Source organism: Amycolatopsis methanolica 239 (assembly GCF_000739085.1).
Lineage (GTDB): Bacteria > Actinomycetota > Actinomycetes > Mycobacteriales > Pseudonocardiaceae > Amycolatopsis_E > Amycolatopsis_E methanolica.
In genome coordinates, this window is record NZ_CP009110.1 from 258,984 (window position 1) to 277,304 (window position 18,321).

The 18,321-nt window shown below is 72.1% G+C and carries 13 protein-coding genes and 1 tRNA gene; 7 read left to right on the top strand and 7 right to left on the bottom strand.

Annotated elements, in window-relative coordinates; all coding sequences use genetic code 11:
- Positions 1 to 10: 10 nt before the first annotated feature.
- A complete protein-coding gene (gene ypfJ / locus AMETH_RS01290; protein WP_017986215.1) occupies positions 11 to 922 on the bottom strand; it encodes a KPN_02809 family neutral zinc metallopeptidase in 912 nt (303 codons plus the stop codon).
- 474 nt (positions 923 to 1,396) lie between these two features.
- Between ypfJ and AMETH_RS01295 the strand changes: the two genes are divergently transcribed.
- Together AMETH_RS01295 and AMETH_RS01300 are read left to right on the top strand one after the other, a co-directional pair.
- On the top strand, positions 1,397 to 1,861 hold the full coding sequence (locus tag AMETH_RS01295) for a MarR family winged helix-turn-helix transcriptional regulator (protein WP_017986217.1): 465 nt from the start codon (positions 1,397 to 1,399) through the stop codon (positions 1,859 to 1,861).
- Between the two features lie 20 nt (positions 1,862 to 1,881).
- Positions 1,882 to 1,966: transfer RNA gene (locus AMETH_RS01300), tRNA-Ser, on the top strand.
- 66 nt (positions 1,967 to 2,032) lie between these two features.
- On the opposite strand, the gene AMETH_RS01305 is transcribed toward AMETH_RS01300, so the two are convergent.
- Both AMETH_RS01305 and AMETH_RS01310 read right to left on the bottom strand, forming a co-directional pair.
- A complete protein-coding gene (locus AMETH_RS01305; protein ID WP_223843027.1) occupies positions 2,033 to 3,208 on the bottom strand; it encodes a hypothetical protein in 1,176 nt (391 codons plus the stop codon).
- A 75-nt stretch (positions 3,209 to 3,283) separates the two neighbouring features.
- Entirely contained in the window at positions 3,284 to 4,057 is a 774-nt protein-coding gene (locus AMETH_RS01310; protein WP_017986219.1) for a FadR/GntR family transcriptional regulator, read from the bottom strand.
- A 94-nt stretch (positions 4,058 to 4,151) separates the two neighbouring features.
- Between AMETH_RS01310 and AMETH_RS37650 the strand changes: the two genes are divergently transcribed.
- Together AMETH_RS37650 and AMETH_RS01315 are read left to right on the top strand one after the other, a co-directional pair.
- Positions 4,152 to 4,412, top strand: coding sequence for a hypothetical protein (locus AMETH_RS37650; protein WP_156131588.1), 261 nt, complete (start codon positions 4,152 to 4,154; stop codon positions 4,410 to 4,412).
- A 131-nt stretch (positions 4,413 to 4,543) separates the two neighbouring features.
- The gene (locus AMETH_RS01315; RefSeq protein WP_223843028.1) at positions 4,544 to 5,797 is read left to right on the top strand and encodes an aKG-HExxH-type peptide beta-hydroxylase; all 1,254 of its coding nucleotides are present in this window, start codon (positions 4,544 to 4,546) and stop codon (positions 5,795 to 5,797) included.
- A gap of 257 nt (positions 5,798 to 6,054) precedes the next feature.
- Here the strand turns inward: AMETH_RS01315 and AMETH_RS01320 are convergent, their stop codons facing one another.
- The 3 genes from AMETH_RS01320 to AMETH_RS01330 form a co-directional block, all read right to left on the bottom strand.
- Positions 6,055 to 7,302 (bottom strand): P-loop NTPase family protein, encoded by a 1,248-nt coding sequence (locus AMETH_RS01320; protein WP_017986222.1) that lies wholly within the window; start codon positions 7,300 to 7,302, stop codon positions 6,055 to 6,057.
- Positions 7,299 to 9,098, bottom strand: a complete 1,800-nt coding sequence (locus AMETH_RS01325) for a dynamin family protein (RefSeq protein WP_017986223.1) — start codon at positions 9,096 to 9,098, stop codon at positions 7,299 to 7,301. Before AMETH_RS01325 ends, AMETH_RS01320 begins: the two co-directional genes overlap by 4 nt.
- A gap of 109 nt (positions 9,099 to 9,207) precedes the next feature.
- On the bottom strand, positions 9,208 to 11,268 hold the full coding sequence (locus AMETH_RS01330; RefSeq protein WP_017986224.1) for an IniB N-terminal domain-containing protein: 2,061 nt from the start codon (positions 11,266 to 11,268) through the stop codon (positions 9,208 to 9,210).
- Positions 11,269 to 11,495: 227 nt separating this feature from the next.
- On the opposite strand from AMETH_RS01330, the gene AMETH_RS01335 reads away from it, so the two are divergent.
- Positions 11,496 to 12,656: an Hsp70 family protein gene (locus AMETH_RS01335; RefSeq protein ID WP_017986225.1), complete on the top strand. Its 1,161-nt coding sequence runs from the start codon at positions 11,496 to 11,498 to the stop codon at positions 12,654 to 12,656.
- Entirely contained in the window at positions 12,653 to 14,947 is a 2,295-nt protein-coding gene (locus tag AMETH_RS01340) for a helix-turn-helix transcriptional regulator (protein WP_017986226.1), read from the top strand. Before AMETH_RS01335 ends, AMETH_RS01340 begins: the two co-directional genes overlap by 4 nt.
- On the opposite strand, the gene AMETH_RS39550 is transcribed toward AMETH_RS01340, so the two are convergent.
- A complete protein-coding gene (locus AMETH_RS39550) occupies positions 14,944 to 15,564 on the bottom strand; it encodes a L,D-transpeptidase (RefSeq protein ID WP_017986227.1) in 621 nt (206 codons plus the stop codon). The two genes, AMETH_RS01340 and AMETH_RS39550, sit on opposite strands and share 4 nt — an antisense overlap.
- Positions 15,565 to 16,435: 871 nt before the next feature.
- On the opposite strand from AMETH_RS39550, the gene AMETH_RS41960 reads away from it, so the two are divergent.
- On the top strand, positions 16,436 to 18,241 hold the full coding sequence (locus AMETH_RS41960; protein WP_017986228.1) for a rhodanese-like domain-containing protein: 1,806 nt from the start codon (positions 16,436 to 16,438) through the stop codon (positions 18,239 to 18,241).
- Positions 18,242 to 18,321 lie beyond the last annotated feature (80 nt).

Genomic DNA, 18,321 nt, shown 5'->3' on the forward strand with positions numbered 1-18,321 from the left:
CCGTGGCGCGTTAGCCCAGGTTGTTGGTCCCGAAGGTGTCGCACCGGGCGGGGTTCCCGGTCTGGAAGCCGGTGGTGAACCACCGTTCCCGCTGGGCGGACGTGCCGTGCGTGTACTGGGACTCGTCGACGTGGCCGCCGCCGAGGTTGGACTGGATGTAGTCGTCGCCGATGCGGGACGCGGTGTCCAGTGCGCGGTCGATGTCGTCCTGGGTGACCTCGGTGATCAGCGGCCGCCCGGTCGACGACGGCGTGGTCGTCGCGTGGTTGGCCCACACGCCGGCGTAGCAGTCGGCCTGCAGTTCGAGCCGCACGGAACCCGAGGTCGGCCCCGTCTCGTTGCCGACGCGCCGGGACGTGCCGAGCAGGTTCTGCACGTGGTGGCCGTACTCGTGCGCGAGCACGTATGCCTCGGCGAACGTGCCGCCCTCCGCGCCGAAGCGGGTGCGCAGCTCCTGGTAGAAGGACAGGTCGATGTAGACCTCGGAGTCGGCGGGGCAGTAGAACGGCCCGACGTCGGAGGTGGCGCTGCCGCAGCCGGTGCGCACGCCGCCGCTGAAGAAGTTCGTCTGCGCGGTGCGGTAGGTGCGGCCGGAGCGGGCGAACTGGTCGCTCCAGTAGTCCTGGATGGAGTTGACGATGGCGACGATCGCGCAGTCGTGGTTGGCGTTGGCGTCCGCGCCGGTGCGGCACTCCTGCGCCAGCGAGCCGTTGCTGACCTGCTGACCGGCGCCGAGTTCGCCGAGGCTGCCCGCGCCGCTCGGGCTGACCCCGCCGATCTGGGAGAGCACGAAGTAGATGATCACGCCGACGATGCCGAGCCCGCCGCCGCCGAGCGCCACCCGGCTCCCGATGCCCCCACCGCCGCCGCGGAGGTCGTCGACCTCGGACGTGTCCAGCCCGGCGCCTTCGTCAAACCTCACCGCGTACTCCCTCACAAAAGCCTGGGTGCGGACTCGCGAGTCCGCACCCAGGATTACCGAGGTTGTCAATTGTAATCAGCGGCTGACCACGTCGCGGGCCGGCGAGGAACTCTGCTGTGCGGACACGGAGACCGCACTGAAGCAGGCTCGAGTTCGCCGTTGTGCGCAAGCGATGGTCGAGGCGCATCGAGATGGAAACCCGTGCTGCTCACAGTCACAGCCGGACTGGGTTCACCGCATCCCGGCTGTGGGTCCACAGCTGCATCCGGTAGTCAACCGCGAGGAACTTCTCGTCATTGAACCACCTGACCCTCTCCCGGTGGACGGCCCGACGGGCCACACCCGGGTAGTGCGTCCCCGGTCCGGTGACCGATCCACCGTTGTCCCCAAGCATGCGCCTGTGCGCGCGAATCCTCAACCGGCGCGCCGTCCCTCGTTGGTTGGTAATCGCGGTCCGGCGCTAATGTTCCGGGCATGGGTGAAGTCCGCTGGCTGAGCGAGCCGGAGATGTCGGCGTGGCGCGCGTACATCGTCGCCACGCTGCGGCTCCGCCAGCGGTTGCACCGGGAGCTGGCCGCCGCGCACGACGTGTCCCTGACCGACTACGAGGTGCTGGTGTGCCTGGAGATGGCGCCGGATCGGCGGATGCGGATGTCCGAGCTGGCGACCACGATGGGGTCCACGAAGAGCCGGCTGTCGCACCAGATAGCCCGCATGGAGGTCGCTGGCCTGGCGCGCCGCGCCCCGGACCCGGAAGACAAGCGGGGCGTGGTGGCGGAACTGACCCCCGGCGGCGAGGCGCTGCTGAAGGAGGCGGCGCCAACGCACGTGGAGGGCGTGCGGGCCCACCTGATCGATTTGATGACCCCGGAGGAGCAGTCGGTGCTCGCCAGGGTCTTCTCCCGGGTCGACGAACACCTCGAAGGCCTGGGCAGCTGAGCCGCTACCCTGAGCCCAAGGGAAGCGTGGCAGAGCGGCCGAATGCACTCGCCTTGAAAGCGAGCGTCGGGCAACCGACCGGGGGTTCAAATCCCTCCGCTTCCGCGTCTGTGACCAGGGCGTTTGCCGCGGCGGGCATGTTCGACCGGTGCCGCGGCATGCGCCCTGGTCTCATTTCGCCGGTCGCCAGAGCAGCGCCACTCCGTGCCCGGGCAGCAGCCAGGACCGCACGTCCAGATCGCTCAGCTCCTCCGGCTTCAGCCACCGCGCCGACGCCGTGTTCGAGCGGAACGTGAACGGCACCACCCGGAATTCGAACGCGTCCCCGCCCTCGATGTCCAGCTCCTTGGCGGACATGGAGATCCGCTCGACGTAGCACGGGTACGGCGCCTGCCAGTAGCAGTAGCCGTCGTCGATGCGTTGCAGTGCGGTCGCCCGCATCGACAGGCGCTCGATCGCGGCCACCGTGTGGTCGTCGCCGGCGATGTCGGACAGGTCGCACTCGAAGATGCGCAGGTCGGCGAGGTGGTCGAGGGTGTTCTGGCGGGGGAGCGGGCCCATGTTGGTGCGGAAGAACGTCAGGTAGTCGGCCCACTGCTGGTACTTCACCTCGCGCAGTTCCAGCTTGCTCGACGACGCCACGTGGTGCCTGCCCTCGCCGTCGAGGTACTCGATCCGCAGTCGTACGGACGGCAGCATGTCGTCCACCGAACTTTCGAACAGCGAGCTGTCCGGCACGAACCACAGCTCGAACAGCGGCAGCTGGCAGCCGGCGCTGATGGAGTCCCGCAGCAGCGCGTTGCACGTCGCGAAGATGATGAACCGGTCGACGTGCACGTTCTTCTTGAAGCTGTAGGTCACCGCGGTCGTCAGGTGGTAGATCTCATGGTCCACCGCGCTCAGCTCGAACGTCACGCCGGTGTGGGTGCTGATCGTCAGGTCCCCGCCGAGCGGGCGCAGCCCCTCGCCGCCCAGCACGCCCGTGACGACGTCGCGGTTGGCCTCGTTGTCGCCGTAGATCGAGTGCAGGAAGGTCTCCATGACCTGCTGGGGGAGCAGCGCCTCGACGATCCGCGGGCCGGAGATCCGCGCCATCTCGGTCACCAGCCACGGGTGCACGAACAGCTCGTACCCGCCGATCGCCGCGCCCGCCACGACGATCAGCGGGAACACCGCCTCCAAGACGTCGTGCAGGGCCGTCGGCCACCCGGGCGCCGCATGCCAGGACACGACCGTGAGCAGCGCGGCGACGCCGGCGAGGACCAGGACGAACGCGAGACGAAGGACGGGCGGGCGTGGTTTCGGGCGCGTATCAGCACCAGGCCGCTGTTTCTCCCCAGCTGTCACAGCCTCTCCGCCCGGTTCGAAGTAACCATGATCGACGGAGAGGCCGTGACGGCGAAAGCGGCCGATAGGCTTAATTCACTCCCGGTGCCAGCGTGGCTCGTCCTCCAGCGCGTACGTCGTGAGCGTGGCCCGCTCGCCGGGCGGGGTGCCGGTCTGCGCGACCAGATCGCTGTACAGGCCGAGCAGGTGCGTGGCCATCGCCGCGCGGGCGCCGCCCTCGTCGCGGCGCTTGAGGAACCACGTGACCTGGTTGTGGTCGTTCGCCGAGCGGACGTGCACCTCGGAGCTGCCGTAGCTGTTGCGGCGGTAACCCCGGAGCTGCGGTACCAGCGACCGGTACAGCTGGTCCAGCAGTTCGTTGTGGCTGGCCCGCACCACCGCCGAGTGGAAGTCCTCGTCGGTCTGCAGCAGTTCGTCCTTGTCGTCGATGGACGCGGACTGGTGCAGCTTCGCCAGCTTCGCGATGTCGTCCAGCTCGCCCTGCGTCGCGCGGGTCGCGGCCAGGCTCGCCGCGGTCGCCTCCAGCGCGATCCGGACCTCCATCAGGTCCGCGTCGCTGACGCGCCGGTCGAACACCAGCGGCTCGTCGTGCTCGGATACGTCGGTTGACCGGACGTACCAGCCACGGCCCCGCATGACCTCGACCACGCCCTGGAGCTGGAGCCGCTGCAGCGCGGTGCGCAGCGAGCTGCGGGCCACCGCCATCCGCTGCGCCAGTTCCGGTTCGGTGGGCAGCCGGTCGCCCGCCTTGAACTTGCCGCTGCGGATCAGCGACCTGATCTTGTCCTCGATCAGTTCGGGCAGCGGCTTGCGCGTGTTCGGTGAGAGAGCCCAGCTCTCGTCATCCATCGTCAACCTCTCGCGAGCTCTTGGGTTCCCGAGCTTCCGAAGACCATAAGGCCAAACTGATGCCAGACGCAAGTTGTCTGTCAAGCGTCGTCACTTGACAGACAACCGACAGCGCGGCGATCATACAACTGCCGTCGAAGGTGAGCGGGCAGGCCACCAGCCGCGCCGCCACCTGGCCAGTGAGGAGGTGTTCGCTGTGAACTCGGAATCTCTGTTCGCTGTGATTTTCTTGGTAGCTCTCGGGGTGACCATCATCGGATGGCGGACTGTCATCGTGATGACCCTGACGGCGGGTTTCGTTCTGGCTGTGCTGGGGTTCGCGCAGCTCGTGTCGTTCCTCGGAACAGGCGCGTAAGCGCGGACGACAAGGGGGTGGCTCCGTCTGTTGTCTGACAGCCGCCCCCGGTGTGTGGGGGCCAGACCGCCTGGTTGTACTCTCGCGCGGTCCATGGCTGTTCCCTCCTAGCGGAAGAAGCCGGCGCTCGGATGTACTCCAGACCTGCCTGGCCGGATGCCACCACCGTGCACGCGGCGCTGGCGCCCGCCCACGCGGTGATCGAGGAGCGCCGCGCGCTGTACCGGCTGGGGCTCGATCTGCTGGCTCCCGGCCACGAGCCGGTTCCGGACGCCCAACTCGACAACCCCCTGTTCCGCTTCCGGATCGGGGAGGCTCTGGCCGGTCGTCTGCCCTACGTGGACGCCGACGACGACCTCGGTCCGATCACGACCGAACTGCCCGCCGGCCCGGTCTCGATCCGGGTGGCCACCGGCGCTGATGCGAACGACCGCCTCGCCGAGGCGATGCGGGTGATCCAGACGCAAAGCCTGCCCGGTCGCCGCCCGCCGCGGCTGCTGACCGGCGACGACGAGGCACTGGCCACGGTCGCGGCCGGTCTGCGCAAGGTCCGCGAGGTCAGCCCGGCGCTGGCCGACGACCTGCTCGCGCACGTCGGCCTGCTGGTGGTCCTCGATCCGGCGACCTCCGGCGGCCTGATCTCCGCGTCGTCGCGGCTCTTCCCCGGGCTGGTCCTGATCGACCGGCCGTCGTCGCCCTACGAGGTCGCCGAGGCGATCATCCACGAGGGCGCGCACGTCAAGCTGTTCGACTTCGCCATCACGCGGAACTTCCTCGGCGCCGATGCGGCGGAGGGCCGGGTCTTCCGGCCCTCCTGGTCGTCGGCCGCGTGGCCGGTGGAGCAGGTCCTCGCCGCGTTCCACGCCTACACCTGCCTCGCCCAGTTCGCCCAGGACGTGGAGCGGCAAGGGGAAATGTCCCGGCTCGGCCCGGATTCCCTGCTGTCCCGCGCTCGTGAGCGCGCCACCGAAATCGGCCGCTGGCTGCTCGGCGAGGACGACGCGCTGGAATTCGACGCCAGGTGGCTCCTGCGCACCTTGATGTGTGATGAGACTGGACCCGGACAACTGTCTCCGGTCACCCGTCCGGTGCTGTCCGGCCACTACGCGCTGGATCCGCTGCTGCGGCTCGCCCGGATGGAGGCCACCGGCCGGGTGCTCGCCGGCCGTCCCGGCGACCCACCGGAATTGCATTGGCTCGACGGGGAAGCGGCTGATCTTGCCGTCGAGCTTAGCCAGGCCCCGGCGGGGAAGTCCCTGTCGGAAATCGGTGCCGAACGTGCGACCGTGCTCGGCGCGCTGGTGGAAGCGACCTTGGTTCGTGCCGCTCCGCGCGGAGGAGTACTGTCCTCTTCGGACGGAACATTTGCGTCGGAAGGAAACTGATGTCAGTCCAGTGGGACCCTCGCCGGAGACACGAAAACCGGCCCGGCGAAACAATGGCCCCTCGACCGGAAAGTGGGGTTGTTTCCCCGAATCCGGGCCTCGGCCGTCAGCCTTACGGTCAGCCGATCACGCGAGTGGATTTCTTCCGCCGCATGCCCACCGGCGGAACCGCCTACCTCAAGCCCGCCGACTCCAACGACGACTGAACCGGCCGGGCTCGTCAACCAGGCGAGCCCACAGCCTCGTGACGAACGGCCTCAGATCGTCCCGTTCGCCATCGCTTCGCAGCTGCGCAACACGACTGCCGCGGCGCGACGCTCCCCGGCGCTCAGCTCCGGGTTCTCCGCCTGGTCCCGCCACCGGCGCACCGCGGGCAACACCTGGTCCGGCCCGAGCCGCGCGGCTCGTGAAGTTCCGCCGGCGCCGAGCAATCGCAGGGCTTCCGCTTTCAGCTCCGCCGAAAAAGACGTCCGTCCGGTTTGCAGCGCGGCCACCAGCCGCAGCTCCCGGAAATCGTGGGCGCCCGCCAGCAACCGCTCCAGTTCGGCGGCCAGCCCGGCCGTGGCGGGGCGCGGTTCTATGCGCAGCACCACTTCCAGCCCGATCAACGCCGACCGCGCCTTGAGCACGTCCCGCCGCGCCACGAAGTACCCGTCGATCGCCTCACGCAGGTCGGCCAGGCCGCTGCGCGGCACGAGCTGACCGGCCAGCGCAGGCAACGTGTCCGCGCCACGGCGGATCAACGTCATCGCCAGCCGCACGCCGAAGATCCCGAACCGCGCGAGCAGCGCGGCGCGGTCGGACGCGGCCACCGGCGCCGGGAACTCCGCGGCCGCGAACCGGTCCGCCGACAGCAGCCGCGGCTCCAGCTCCTCCCGCGGCACGGTGGCGAGCGTGCGCAGTACCGCGAACTCCGGCTCGGTCAACGTGCGCGCCGCCAGCGCGGGCAAGCCGGCCACCGGCACGACGTCCTGGCACAGCCCGGCGACCTCCGGCGCGACCCGGTACCGGCGCGCGACCTGCCGGGCCGAGATCACGGCGTCCACCCGGCCGCCGCCGAGTTCGTCCGCCCGCGACAACACGATCAGCGCGTTGACGGCCGCCGCTCGTGCGACCGGGTGGTCCTGCAGCGTGTGCAGAAAGGACAGATCGGCTCCGGACGGGCGCCGCACGAGGTAGAGGACCGCGTCGGCGTCCATGCAGATTCCCTCGATCGTGCTGGGCGCCGCGCCGCCGTCGATCGCCGGCGTGTCCATCAGCATCAGCTCGTCCTGCGACCGCCCCGGCGAGGTGCGGAACCAGGTCATCTCGCCCTGCGGCTGCTCCCCGGCCAGCGCGGCGAGCAGCGTCGACCGGCCCGATCCACGCGGCCCGACCACCGCCAGCCGCAGCGGGTCGTCGAACCGGGTGAGCTGGCGCTGCAGCCAGCTCGTCGCCCGCGGGCTGTCCTGGTAGACGTCGAGGGCCTCCTGCAGGACCGCGTGCGTCCTCGCGGCCAGGCTCACGCGGTGATCCCCCGCTGGGCGGGCAGCTGCGCCGGGGTGGCCAGGGCCTGGGCGCGGCGGCGCAGCACGTTCAGCTCCTCCATCATCCGGCGGATCTCGTTCGCCCGGACCGTGCGGCGGGTCGTGTCGTCGTCGATGGCCTGCTTGAACGTCTTCGCGGTCGCGGTGATCTCGCCGCGCAGCTCGTCGGCGACGCCGTTCAGCCGGTCGCGCAGCGCGCGGTGGATCTGCCGCGCGGTGTCCTTGCTGTGCTTGCCGTAGCGCAGGAAGAAGTCGTCGACGTACCGGTGCGCGGCGGTCTTCGCGGCGTGCTGGCGCCGCTTGAGCCGGTTGCCGCGCTCCTCGAAGACGCTCTTCGCGCCGAAGGCCGCACCCGCGCCGAGCGAAATCGGGTTGATCAGCGGCAGGCCCGCGATCGTGGTCGCGAGGCCGAACATCAGCAGACCGCTGTAGGACCCGCGCATCCCGACGAACAGCTTCTGCCCCACGCTGAACCGCTCGACCCGCGGCATCCGCAGGTCGCCGACCGCGTCACCGGGCACCTCGCGCGGCAGCGAGTCGGGCAGCGCGTCCTCGCGGTGCGGCGCGACCTGCCGCGCGATCTTGCGGGCGATCCACTCGAACCGGTCGAGCAGCCACTCCGAGTTCGTCTCCGCGACCGTGGTCAGGTTCTCCCGCAGCCACTCCTCGAACTCGGGCCACGTCTTCGCCGGGTCGGCGGTTTCGAAGTACTCGTCGACCTCGACCAGGATCTTGCGCGTCCGGTCACGCAGGTCGAACTCGACGTCCGAGATCAGGTCGGACACCTCGTCGGACAGCAGCGTCTGCCAGCGGTTCGCGTCCCGTTGCAGCTTCTCCAGCCGCCGCCCGGCGGCGTGCCACCGCGCGACCGCGTCGCCGTTGTCCGGCTGCTGCGTCGCGGCGAACTCGTCGGTCAGTTCGTTCTGCAGCGCCTCGACGGTGGTCGTGCTCAGGGCGGCGACCGAGCGCCGGGCCAGCAGGTCCGCCTGGCCGGGCAGGTCCTGGTGCAGGCACTTGACCAGCTCGCCGAACCCGGACTCGGCGTTCAGGGCCTGGTCGCCGGTGCGGGCCGCGGCCAGCCGCAGCGCGGCGGAAACCGGGATCAGCGACGCCATCAGCCCGCGCTGGTCCAGCCGGTTGCGGTTGCGCTGCGCGACCGTCCGCCAACCGGGCACCAGGTCGATCTTGGTGAGCACCACGAGCACCGTCGGGCACAGCCGGACGACCTGCTCGAGCAGCTGGATCTCCGACGCCGACAGCTCGCTCGTCGCGTCGGTGGCCATCAGCACGGCGTCCGCCGAGTCGACCGTCTCGATCGCCGCTCGCGGCGGCGTGTCGACCAGCGCCAGCCCGCCGGCCAGCAGCGCGCGGGGCAGGCCCACCTCGGCCCGGACGACCGGTGGACCGCTCACAGCGACCGCTTCCCGATTCGCCTGGCCGGTCACCGCCTCCACCGGCACCGGCTGCCGCGCCGGGCCTTCGATGGCCCGCGGACCGGCCGTGACGACGGCCGCTGTCGGCTTCTCGGCGTGCGTCACGACGGCCGGGACCGTGGTCGTGGCGTCCTCGCCGACCGCGCACACCGGCGCGTTGACCAGCGCGTTCACCAGCTGGCTCTTGCCCTGGCCGGTCTCGCCGATCACGACCACCCGCAACTTCTCGTCGAGCAGCTGGGCTCTGCGTCTGCGGATGCGATCGGCCAGGTCCGGGCGCCGTTGGGTGGCGCAGACGTGGGCGGTGTCGTCCAGTACGTCGAGCCAGGGTGGTGCGAGCACGCGGAGGAGTGTGCCGTGTCGTGACCAAAACGTGAAGCGGCGGGGTCCGTTCTGAGACGAACCCCGCCGCTTCATCGGTGAGTGGTAGCCGCGCCGTTGCGGCTACCGGTCAGTGCCCCAGGGGCAGGTCGCCGTGCAGGTTGTCGAGGTCGGCGGCCTCGGGCAGCGGCGCGTGGTTGACCGGGCCGAGCGTGTCGACCAGCGGGCTGTCGGTCACGGAGACGACCTCCTTGACCGGGTCCGTGGTCAGCGCGTGCTCGACGTTGCCGGTGACCTCCGGCAGCGGGTTCGCGACCGGCAGGTGCGGCAGGCCCTGCGGCAGCTCGGCGCCGAAGTGGACCGGCAGGTCGCCGGGCGCCTCGGCCGGGATCTCGGCCGGGACGGCGGCGGGCAGCACGGTCGGCACGCCGGGGGCGGCGGGCAGGTCGGAGGCGAGGTCCGCGGCCTGGTGGCCACCGTCGGAGATCGCGGTGCCTGCCTGGGCACCGGCGTTGGCGACCAGGTCACCGGTCTGCGCGCCACCCAGCGTCAGGTACTCGCCGAGGGTGGCCGAGTTCTGCGCGACGCCGCCACCGACCAGGTCACCACCGATCGAGATGTAGTCGGCGATCGTGCCGGCGGCCGGCTCGGCGCGGCCGAGGACGTCCGAGTCGAGCGAGCCGGCGAGGTCGCCCGCCTGGTCGAAGCTCGGGACGTCGGCGGGCAGGTCGGCGGGGGTGCCGTCCACACCGAGGGTGTAGGTGCCGAGGGCCGAGTCGGTGCGGCCGCCCGCGAGGACGGCGTCCTCACCGGCGGTCAGGCCGCCCTGCAGTTCACCCTCGTTGTTCTCGACGGCGAAGCCGCCGGTGAAGCCCTCGGTGCTGCCCGCGGCGCTGCCGATGAAGGCGCCCGCCGGGGTGCCCGCGGTGCCGGCGACACCGGCGCCCTCCTGGGCGGCGGCGGCCGCGGCGGCGCCCTCGGCCAGCTCGCCCTCGTAGGACACGGTGGTGGCGTAGCCGTCCTCGGAACCCGCGCTGGCGGTGTCGACGCGGCCGACCGCCGGGATGTCGAGGTCGGGAGCGGTGAACGGCTCGTCGCCCAGCGACGGCGCGGCCACCGGCAGCGAGCCCAGCGTGTCGAGGTCGACGGGCAGGTCGCCGGTCTCCGGCAGCTCGGTCAGGCCGACGGCCTCGCCGAGGGCGGCGACGTCCTCGGCACCCACCGGCAGGGAGCCGGCGTCGAGGGGCAGCGCGTTCGTGTCGAGGGGCAGGCCGCTCCCGTCGACCGGCAGGGCGGTCAGCTCGCTCGGCACGTCGGCGCGCTCGGCGCCCACGGTCGGCAGGGAGGGCAGCTCACCCAGGGCGGGCAGCTGGACCGGGAGCCCGGGCAGCGAGCCCTGCAGGCCCTCGACCTCGGGCAGCCCCACCGGCAGCTCGCCCAGCTCGGGGGCCGCGCCGGTGAGCGCCTCGGTCGGCAGGTCGTTGCGGGCGTCCAGCGGGAGGCCGTCGACCGCGGGCGGCTGGAGCGGCAGGTCGCTCAGCGCGGGGAGCTCGACCGGGATGTCACCCAGCTCGGGCAGCTCCACCGGCAGCGCGCCGGTGGGCAGGCTGTCCGTGGGCAGCGCGTCCAGCGGCAGCTGGTCCACCGGCAGCGCGTTGACCGGCAGGTCCTGGCGGGCCGGGACGTCGAGCGGGAGGCTGTCGACGGCGGGGACGTCCAGCGGCAGGTCGCCCAGCCCGGGCAGCTCAACCGGCAGGTCGCCCAGCTCGGGCAGCACCTGGGCGGTCGGGCCGCCCAGCAGCTCCTCGCCGAGCGGCAGCGCGGAGGTGTCGACCGGCAGGGCCGGGGCGTCGACGGGCAGGTCGGCGCGGGCCGGGACGTCCAGGGGCAGCTCGGGGGCCGCGACCGGCAGCGCGTCGGCCGCGTCCGCGACGGCCTGCAGCTGGGCGATGGCGCCCTGCAGGTCGGTCACGTCGGCGTCCAGCGGCAGCGCGGACAGGGCGTCGGCCAGCGGCGCGGGCGCGTAGTCGGCGACCAGCGGGGCGACTTCCTGGATGTCCTGCGGCGTGACGTCGCTCAAGCCGGCGGCGGCGAGCGCGCTGGTCGGGTCGGCGGCGAACGCCGACCGGGCAGCCTCGTCGTTCAGCAGGGTGAGCACGAATTCGTGCAGGTTCTGGGCGGGGAGAGACAAGGAATATCTCCGCGGATCTCGGGGGGGTGAAAACGGACAAGGCGTCCAGGGTGCACCGCAGGACGCCTCGGCTGAAGTTAGTGACCGTTCCGTTACCACGGCATCGGGGATCGGTCCGCAACCTTCGACGGGGTCGCCGGGGCAAGCGGTTAGGGGATTAGGGGATGTGACCCCAACGGGCGACTTTGGTACGAAGGGGCGACCCCGTGAGTGAGGATTCAACCCCTATGCGTCACGTTCTCGGCATCGACATCGGCAGCACCGGCATCGCCGCTGCCGTGTGCCGGGACGTGGGCGAACACTGGTCGGAGCCGGTGGTCGTGCCCGCCGTCGAGTCGGTCGTGCACGTCGCCCCGGACGCGACGGTGTCGGTGGGCGGGGAGGCGGTGCGGCGGTCGGTCGTGGAACCCGATCGGGTGGCGCGTGGTTTCCTGCGCCGGGTCGGTGACGACGTTCCGTTCCTCCTCGGTGACGAGCTGTACACGGCCGAGGCGCTCACGGCCGCGGTCGCGGGGTGGGTCGTCGACCAGGTCGCCGCCGACGAGGGCGAGGCTGCCGAGCGCATCGCGATCACCCACCCGCCGTCCTGGGGCACCTACCGGCGCAAGCTGCTGCTGGACGCGCTGGCCGCGGCCGGATTGCCGCCCGCGATGCTGTTGCCGACGCCGGTCGCCGCAGCGGAGGGGCACCTCGCGCGTGAGCGGATCGACCCGCAGACGCTCGTCGGGGTGTGCCGGATCGGCGGCGAGCACGCCGATTTCGCCGTGCTGCGCCGCGGATCCACGACGTTCGAGCTGGTCACGCACGCCGAACCGGCCGAGCCGACGGCCGGGAAGACGCTCGACGACCTGCTGTTCGAGCACGTCCGCGAGCGCTGCGGCGACGTGGCGCCGTCGGCGTTGCGGCTGGTGTGCGCGGAGGCGAAGGAGCGGCTGTCGGCGCTGCCCGAGACCGAGATCGGGCCCGTACGGGTGACGCGCGCGGAGTTCGACCGGCTGGCGCGGCCGAGCCTGCTCGCGACGCTGGAACCGCTGCGCCGGTACGAGCGGCTGAGCGTCGTGCTGCTGGTCGGCGGCACGGCGGCGGTCCCGCTGCTCACCGAGCTGGTCACCGGGCTGACCGGCGGCCGGGTGGTCGCCGAGCCCGAGCCGGCGTCCGCGGTCGCACGCGGGGCGGCGCTGGTCGCGCGGCTCGTGGAAGGCGCGGCGGTCGAGTCGACCGCGCTCGTGCCCAAGGTGACCGGCTTCCCCGACCTGGAACCCGAAGACGTGTACGACGACGAACCCGTTCCGCCGCGGCCGCCCGTCGTACTGACCCCGCTCGAACCGCCCCGACGCCGGTTCGCGCCCTCCCGCCGCGGCGGCTCCCGAAGCGAGGACGACGAGTGATCCTGCTGGACGAACCCACCGAGCGGGTCTGCGCGGCGATCAAATCCGGTCAGCTCGCGCCGGTCCGCCTCGCGATCATGGCCCCTGGCGGTTACGGCAAAACCGCCGTGCTCGACCACCTCGCCGGCGCCCCCGGCGTGCGGCTGGTCGACGACGCCCACCTGCTCACCGACGCCGAACTGTCCGAAGTGGCCCGTCAGCTCGACGACGAGTCGGCCGGTCTGGTCATCGCGGCCCGCCCGCACCCGCGGCCGTCCGCGCTGAACCAGGTGCTCGGCCGTCTGACCGGGCAGCTCGTGCTGCGGCCGTTCGACCGGCTGCGCACGGAGACGTTCCTGGCGAGGGCCGGGCGGCCGCTGGCGGTCGACACGGTGCTGGCGCAGACCGGCGGCGTGCCGGGCTTCGTGCGCCTGCTGGCCGGTGGCGACGGTGAGCTGGTCGCGGCGTTCCGGCACGAGCTGGACCAGGCCGGTGAGGATTCGCTGTGCTACCTGCTCGCGGTCGAGGCCGGGGCCGATCCGGACCTGCTCGCCGCGTTGAAGCTGCCCGCCTCGACGGTCGAAGCGGTGCGCGCGACCGGGTACCTCGGGCCGGACGGCCGGTTGCTGCCGGTCGCCGCGCGCGCCCTGCGTGAGCTGGTGCCCGCGGACCGGCGGATCGCGTTGCGGCTGCGGCTGATCCGGCGGCAGCTCGACCGCAGCGGGCCGGTGCTGAGCCTGGTCCGGCCGCTGATCGGGACGGGCGTCACCGGGGCGGACGTCGCGACGGCGTTCGAGGTGGCCGCCGGCGAGGCGGCCGGCGATCCGGCGCTGGCCGCGCGGTTGTACGAGGCGGCGGTGCGGGCCGGGCGGCCGACGGCGGCGGTGGGCACCCGATGGGCGGAGGCGGTCGCGCGGACCGGGGACTTCGACACGGCCCTGCAGCTGGCCGACCAGGTGATCGCCGCGGACGACGCGGTGGACCGGGCCGAGGGGGCGCAGGTCGCGGGCGCGGCGCTGGCGCACCGGGGCCAGCTGGCGCGCAGCGCGGAGCTGTTCCAGTGGTCCGACACGGCCGTGGCGCGCTGCTTCGCGGTGATCGGCCTGACCGGCTCCGGGCGGCTGGCGGAGGCGGAGAAGCTGCTCGGCAAGTCCGCTGTGGACGGTCCGCCGACGCTGCTCGCGGGCGCGGTGTCGTCGGCGGCTCGTGGTGTCCTGGAGTCGGTGACGGACCAGCCGACGGTGGCACTGTCCACTTTGATCCGTTCGGCTGAGATGCTGGAGCCGGTGTCGGACCGGGTGCTGCTGCCGGACAGCCCGGCGGCGCTGGGCGCACTGGTGGCGTTGCACTCGGGTGAGGCGGCGATCGCGGAGCCGTTGCTGGAGCGGGCGGTGTCGTCGGGGGTGCTGGTGCCGCGGCACCGGTTGCTGCTGGCGTGGATCGCGATGCTGCGTGGCGACGAGGAGGGCGCGACCGCGCAGTTGCGGTCGGCGGGGGAGCAGTTGTCGCCGCGGGATTGGTTGTTCGCGGTGGGGTTGCGGGTCGGGCTGGCGCGCCGGTCGAGCGATCTGGCCGGGTTGCGGCGGATCTGGATCCAGGCGCGCGAGGCGGTGGTCCGGCACCCGGTCGACCTGTTCACGTTCCTGCCGTTTGGGGAGTTCGAGGTGGCGGCTGCGCGGCTGGGGGAGCGGGACCGGCTGGCGCCCCACCTGAGGCAGGCGCGGGAGTTGCTGGCCGGGCTGGGGAATCCGCCGTTGTGGGCGAGCGCGTTGCACTGGAGCGGCCTGCACGCGGCGGTGATCGCGGAGCAGCCGGAGGAGGCCGCCGCGCACGCCGCGGCGTTGTCGGAGGCCGCGTCGGCGGGCCCGTACTTCGCGACGATCGCCCGCGCGGCGCAGTGCTGGCTGGAGGTGCTGGGCGGCGAGGTCGACGCCGTGGCAGTCGAGACGGCGGCGCGTGACCTGCACGGGGTGGGCCTGTGCTGGGATGGCGCGCGGCTGGCCGGGCAGGCGGCGATCCGGACGTCCGACCGGAAGGCGATGGTGACCCTGCTGGATTGTGCCCGTGTGCTCCAGGGCCGGCCGGGCCGGGAGGCGGTGGAGCACACGGGCGGGGTGCGCCTGAGCGAGCGGGAGCGGCAGGTCGCGGAGCTCGTGGTCGCCGGGCTCACGTACAAGCAGATCGGTGATCGCCTGTTCATCTCGGCGAAGACGGTCGAGCACCACATGGCGCGGATGCGCCAGCGCCTGGGCGCCGGAAGCCGCGGCGAGCTGCTGGCCGAGCTGCGGGAGATCGTGCAGGTGGCGTCCTAGCGGACGACCTGCACGGTGTCCCCGGACGCCAGGGTGCCGAAGAACTTCTGCGACGCGCTGGGTGACAGGTGGATGCAGCCGTGCGAGTACTTGCTGAGGCTGCCCTGGTGGAAGGCGATGCCGGGCTTGAAGAAGACCGAGTTCGGCATGGGGGCGTCGAACTCGCGGCTGTGGTAGTCCTTGACCTTCCCGGAGACGCGGAAGGTGCCGACGGGGGTCGGGTTGCCGGCCGAGCCGGGCATGATCTGGACCGGGCCGTAGACGACCTGGCCATCGCGGAGGAGCCACGCCTTCTTCGCCGAGAGGTCCACGCACGCGTCGACGGTGGCAGAGCAGGGCACCCCGGCGGGGGCGGCCTTCGCCTTGGTCGTCGTGCTGGTGGTCTTCTTCGAGGTGGAGGTCTTCGAGCTGGTCGACGGCGCAGGGGTGGAGCTGCTGGTGGCCGGCGCGGGTGCGGCCGGAGTGGTGGTCGCGGGCAGCGCGCTCGTGGTGGGGGCAGGGGTGGTCGCGGCGACCTGCTGCACGTCCGCAGCCTGCTCGGCGGCGTTCCCACAGGCCGTGAGCACCAGTGCGGCGGCAACAGCCGCCGCGGCCAGCACCATCTTCTTGACGGTCACTCGATCCCCCAGCTTTTCGCTTTGGTGTCTACGAGGGGATAGACGTGATCGGCGGTGTGGTGGTTGAGCGCCGCAGGTCACGATCTTGTTGCACCAGGTTTGAAGGACGAAGTTCACACGGATGAGTGGGGCCCGCGCTTCTCTGGGTGAGTGAGTCCGCGGCTGGGCCTGCGCCTCCCCGGCAGGGGGCCAGCGTTTGCGCGTCGCCCTCAGGCCTCGTGCCCAGCACTCCCCGCCTCGCTTCGTTCCGCCTTGTTCCGTTCCGCCTCGCCTCGCCTCGCTCCGTCTCGCCCCGCCGCGTCCCGCCGCGTCCCGCCGCGTCCCGCTCCGCTCCGCCCCGTTCGACGTCTCGTGTCCGGCGCCGCGTTCCTCATGCTTGGTGCCCAGCTCGCGGGTCTCGCGCCCGGCGCGTGCCTCGTGCCGGGTGCCCGGGGCCTCGGGTCTCGCGCCCTGGTGCCTAGCTTCTCGGTCCTCGCCCCCTGGCTCCCGGCTCCTAGGGGCTTGCACCCGTGCGCGGCGCCTTGGTCCTCACGCCTCGCACCGGTTCCTCGTGCCTCGCATCTAGTGCCGGTACCTCCCACCTGGCGCGCGGGGTCCTCACGCCCTGGCGCCCAGCGCCTCGGGTCTCGCGCCCTGGTGCCTGTCGCCTCGTGCCTCATGCGTGGCGTGCGGCGCCTCGGCCCTCACGCCTCGCGCCTGGCGCCCGGTACCCGCGTCCAGCGCCTCGCACCCGCCACATCACGCCTGGCGCCCCGTCCCCGCGCCCCGCGGCTCACGTCTCGCGCCCACGCCTGTCGGTACGCGATCGGCGCGAGTCCCAACCCTCGGAAGCACCGAGACCACTAGCCTTCCGCTCAGGCACGATGGCCCCATGCGCTACGTCATCATCGGAGCGGGCGCGGTCGGCTCGACCGTCGCCGCTCAGCTGCAACTCGCCGGGCTGCCGGTCGTGCTCATCGCGCGCGGCGAGCACGGCGCCAAGATCCGCGAGCAGGGGCTCCGATACTTCCGGCCCAGCGGCGAGCAGCTCGTGCGGCTGCCCGTCGCCGGGAACGCCGAGGAGGTCGAACTCGCCTCGTCGGACGTCCTCGTCGTGGCCACCAAGACCCAGGACACCGAGGCGGTCCTCCAGGAGTGGTCGTGGCGCCCGGCCGGCTCCGGCCTCGCCGCCGAGCTGCCGGTTGTGATGCTGCAGAACGGCCTCGAGAACGAGCGCGCGGCGCTGCGCCGTTTCGCCACCGTGTTCGGCGCGTCGCTGTGGATGCCGGCGTCCTACATCGACCCGGGCGAGGTCAGCGCACAGGGCGCCGAGCTCCCGGGCGTCCTGTGGCTGGGACAGTTCCCGTCCGGTGACGACCCGCGCCTCAGCACGATCGCGTCTGACCTGCGCACGGCCGGCTTCGGTGTCCAGATCGTGCCCGACCTGCTGCGCTGGAAGACGGGCAAGCTCCTCGCCAACCTGGGCAACGCCGTCGACGCGCTCTTCGGACACGACGAACGCACGGCGTCGTTGAACCGGGACCTGCGAGCCGAGGGACGTCGAGTGCTGGCCGCGGCGGGGATCGAACCGGTCGATCTACGCGAAGCGTCCGAAATAGACACCTCCGCCGCGAACCCGGCCGAGATCCCTGGACGTCCGCGAGCCGGAAGCTCGACCCGGCAGAGTCTTGCCCGAGGCGCCGGATCCGTCGAAGGCGATTACCTCAACGGTGAGATCGTCCTGCTCGGACGGTTGCACGGCGTTCCGACGCCGTTCAACACCGCGGTGCAGCGCCGCCTCGCGCTGGCCGCCTCCCGTGGCGAAGCGCCAGGCTCGGCCGACCCGTTGGAACTCGACCTGCCCCGGCCGCCGGTCCTGATCAGCGCCGACGAACTCCAGCGGCAGCTCGACTCGTCCGCCCCACCCGTCCTGCTGGACGTGCGCTGGGCACTGGGCGACCCGAACGGGCACCGCCACTACCTCGACGGTCATCTGCCGGGCGCGGTGTACGTGGACCTCGACACCGAACTGGCCGCACCGCCGTCCCCCGCCGAGGGACGTCACCCCCTGCCGGACCTCGACGCTCTCCAGTCCGCCGCCCGCCGCTGGGGTATCCGCGAGGGCTCGTCCGTCGTCGCCTACGACAACAGCGGAAATCTGGCCGCCGCTCGCGCCTGGTGGCTGCTCCGCTGGGCGGGGGTCGCGGACGTCCGGCTCCTCGACGGCGGACTTGCCGCTTGGGGCGACAGGCCTCTGGAAACCGGTTTCGGCCGGAACCCCGAGCCGGGCGACATCGTCCTCAAGCCGGGTCACTTGCCTGTCCTCACCATTGACGAGGCAGCCGCGCTGCCCGGCAAGGGCACGCTGTTCGACGCTCGGGCCGGTGAGCGCTACCGGGGCGAGCAGGAGCCGATCGACCCGCGCGCCGGCCACGTTCCCGGTGCCGTCAGTGCGCCGACGGGCGAAAACCTCACTGCCGAGGGCCGGTTCCACTCGCCCGAGCAGCTCGCCGCCCGCTTCCGCGAGCTGGGCGCAGCCGAAGGCCCGGTCGGGGTGTATTGCGGCTCCGGTGTGACTGCAGCTCACGAAATCGCGGCTCTCGCCATCGCCGGCATCGACGCCGCCCTGTACCCCGGTTCGTGGTCGCAGTGGTCGAACCAGCCCGACCGCCCCGCGGTGACCGGCCCGAACCCGTAGCGAAGCGATCACGTGCAGCCCGGGTTGGCCGCCTCACGCACGAAGTCCAGCCCGGGCAGCGCGTGGCGTGCCATGTCCAC

Excerpts from the sequence above, each read along its gene's own strand:
- AMETH_RS01310 (WP_017986219.1), bottom strand. The coding sequence starts at position 4,057 with ATGGATGACGAGAGCTGGGCTCTCTCACCGAACACGCGCAAGCCGCTG.
- AMETH_RS01335 (WP_017986225.1), top strand. The coding sequence starts at position 11,496 with ATGCGTCACGTTCTCGGCATCGACATCGGCAGCACCGGCATCGCCGCT.
- AMETH_RS01315 (WP_223843028.1), top strand. The coding sequence starts at position 4,544 with ATGTACTCCAGACCTGCCTGGCCGGATGCCACCACCGTGCACGCGGCG.
- AMETH_RS41960 (WP_017986228.1), top strand. The coding sequence starts at position 16,436 with ATGCGCTACGTCATCATCGGAGCGGGCGCGGTCGGCTCGACCGTCGCC.
- AMETH_RS01295 (WP_017986217.1), top strand. The coding sequence starts at position 1,397 with ATGGGTGAAGTCCGCTGGCTGAGCGAGCCGGAGATGTCGGCGTGGCGC.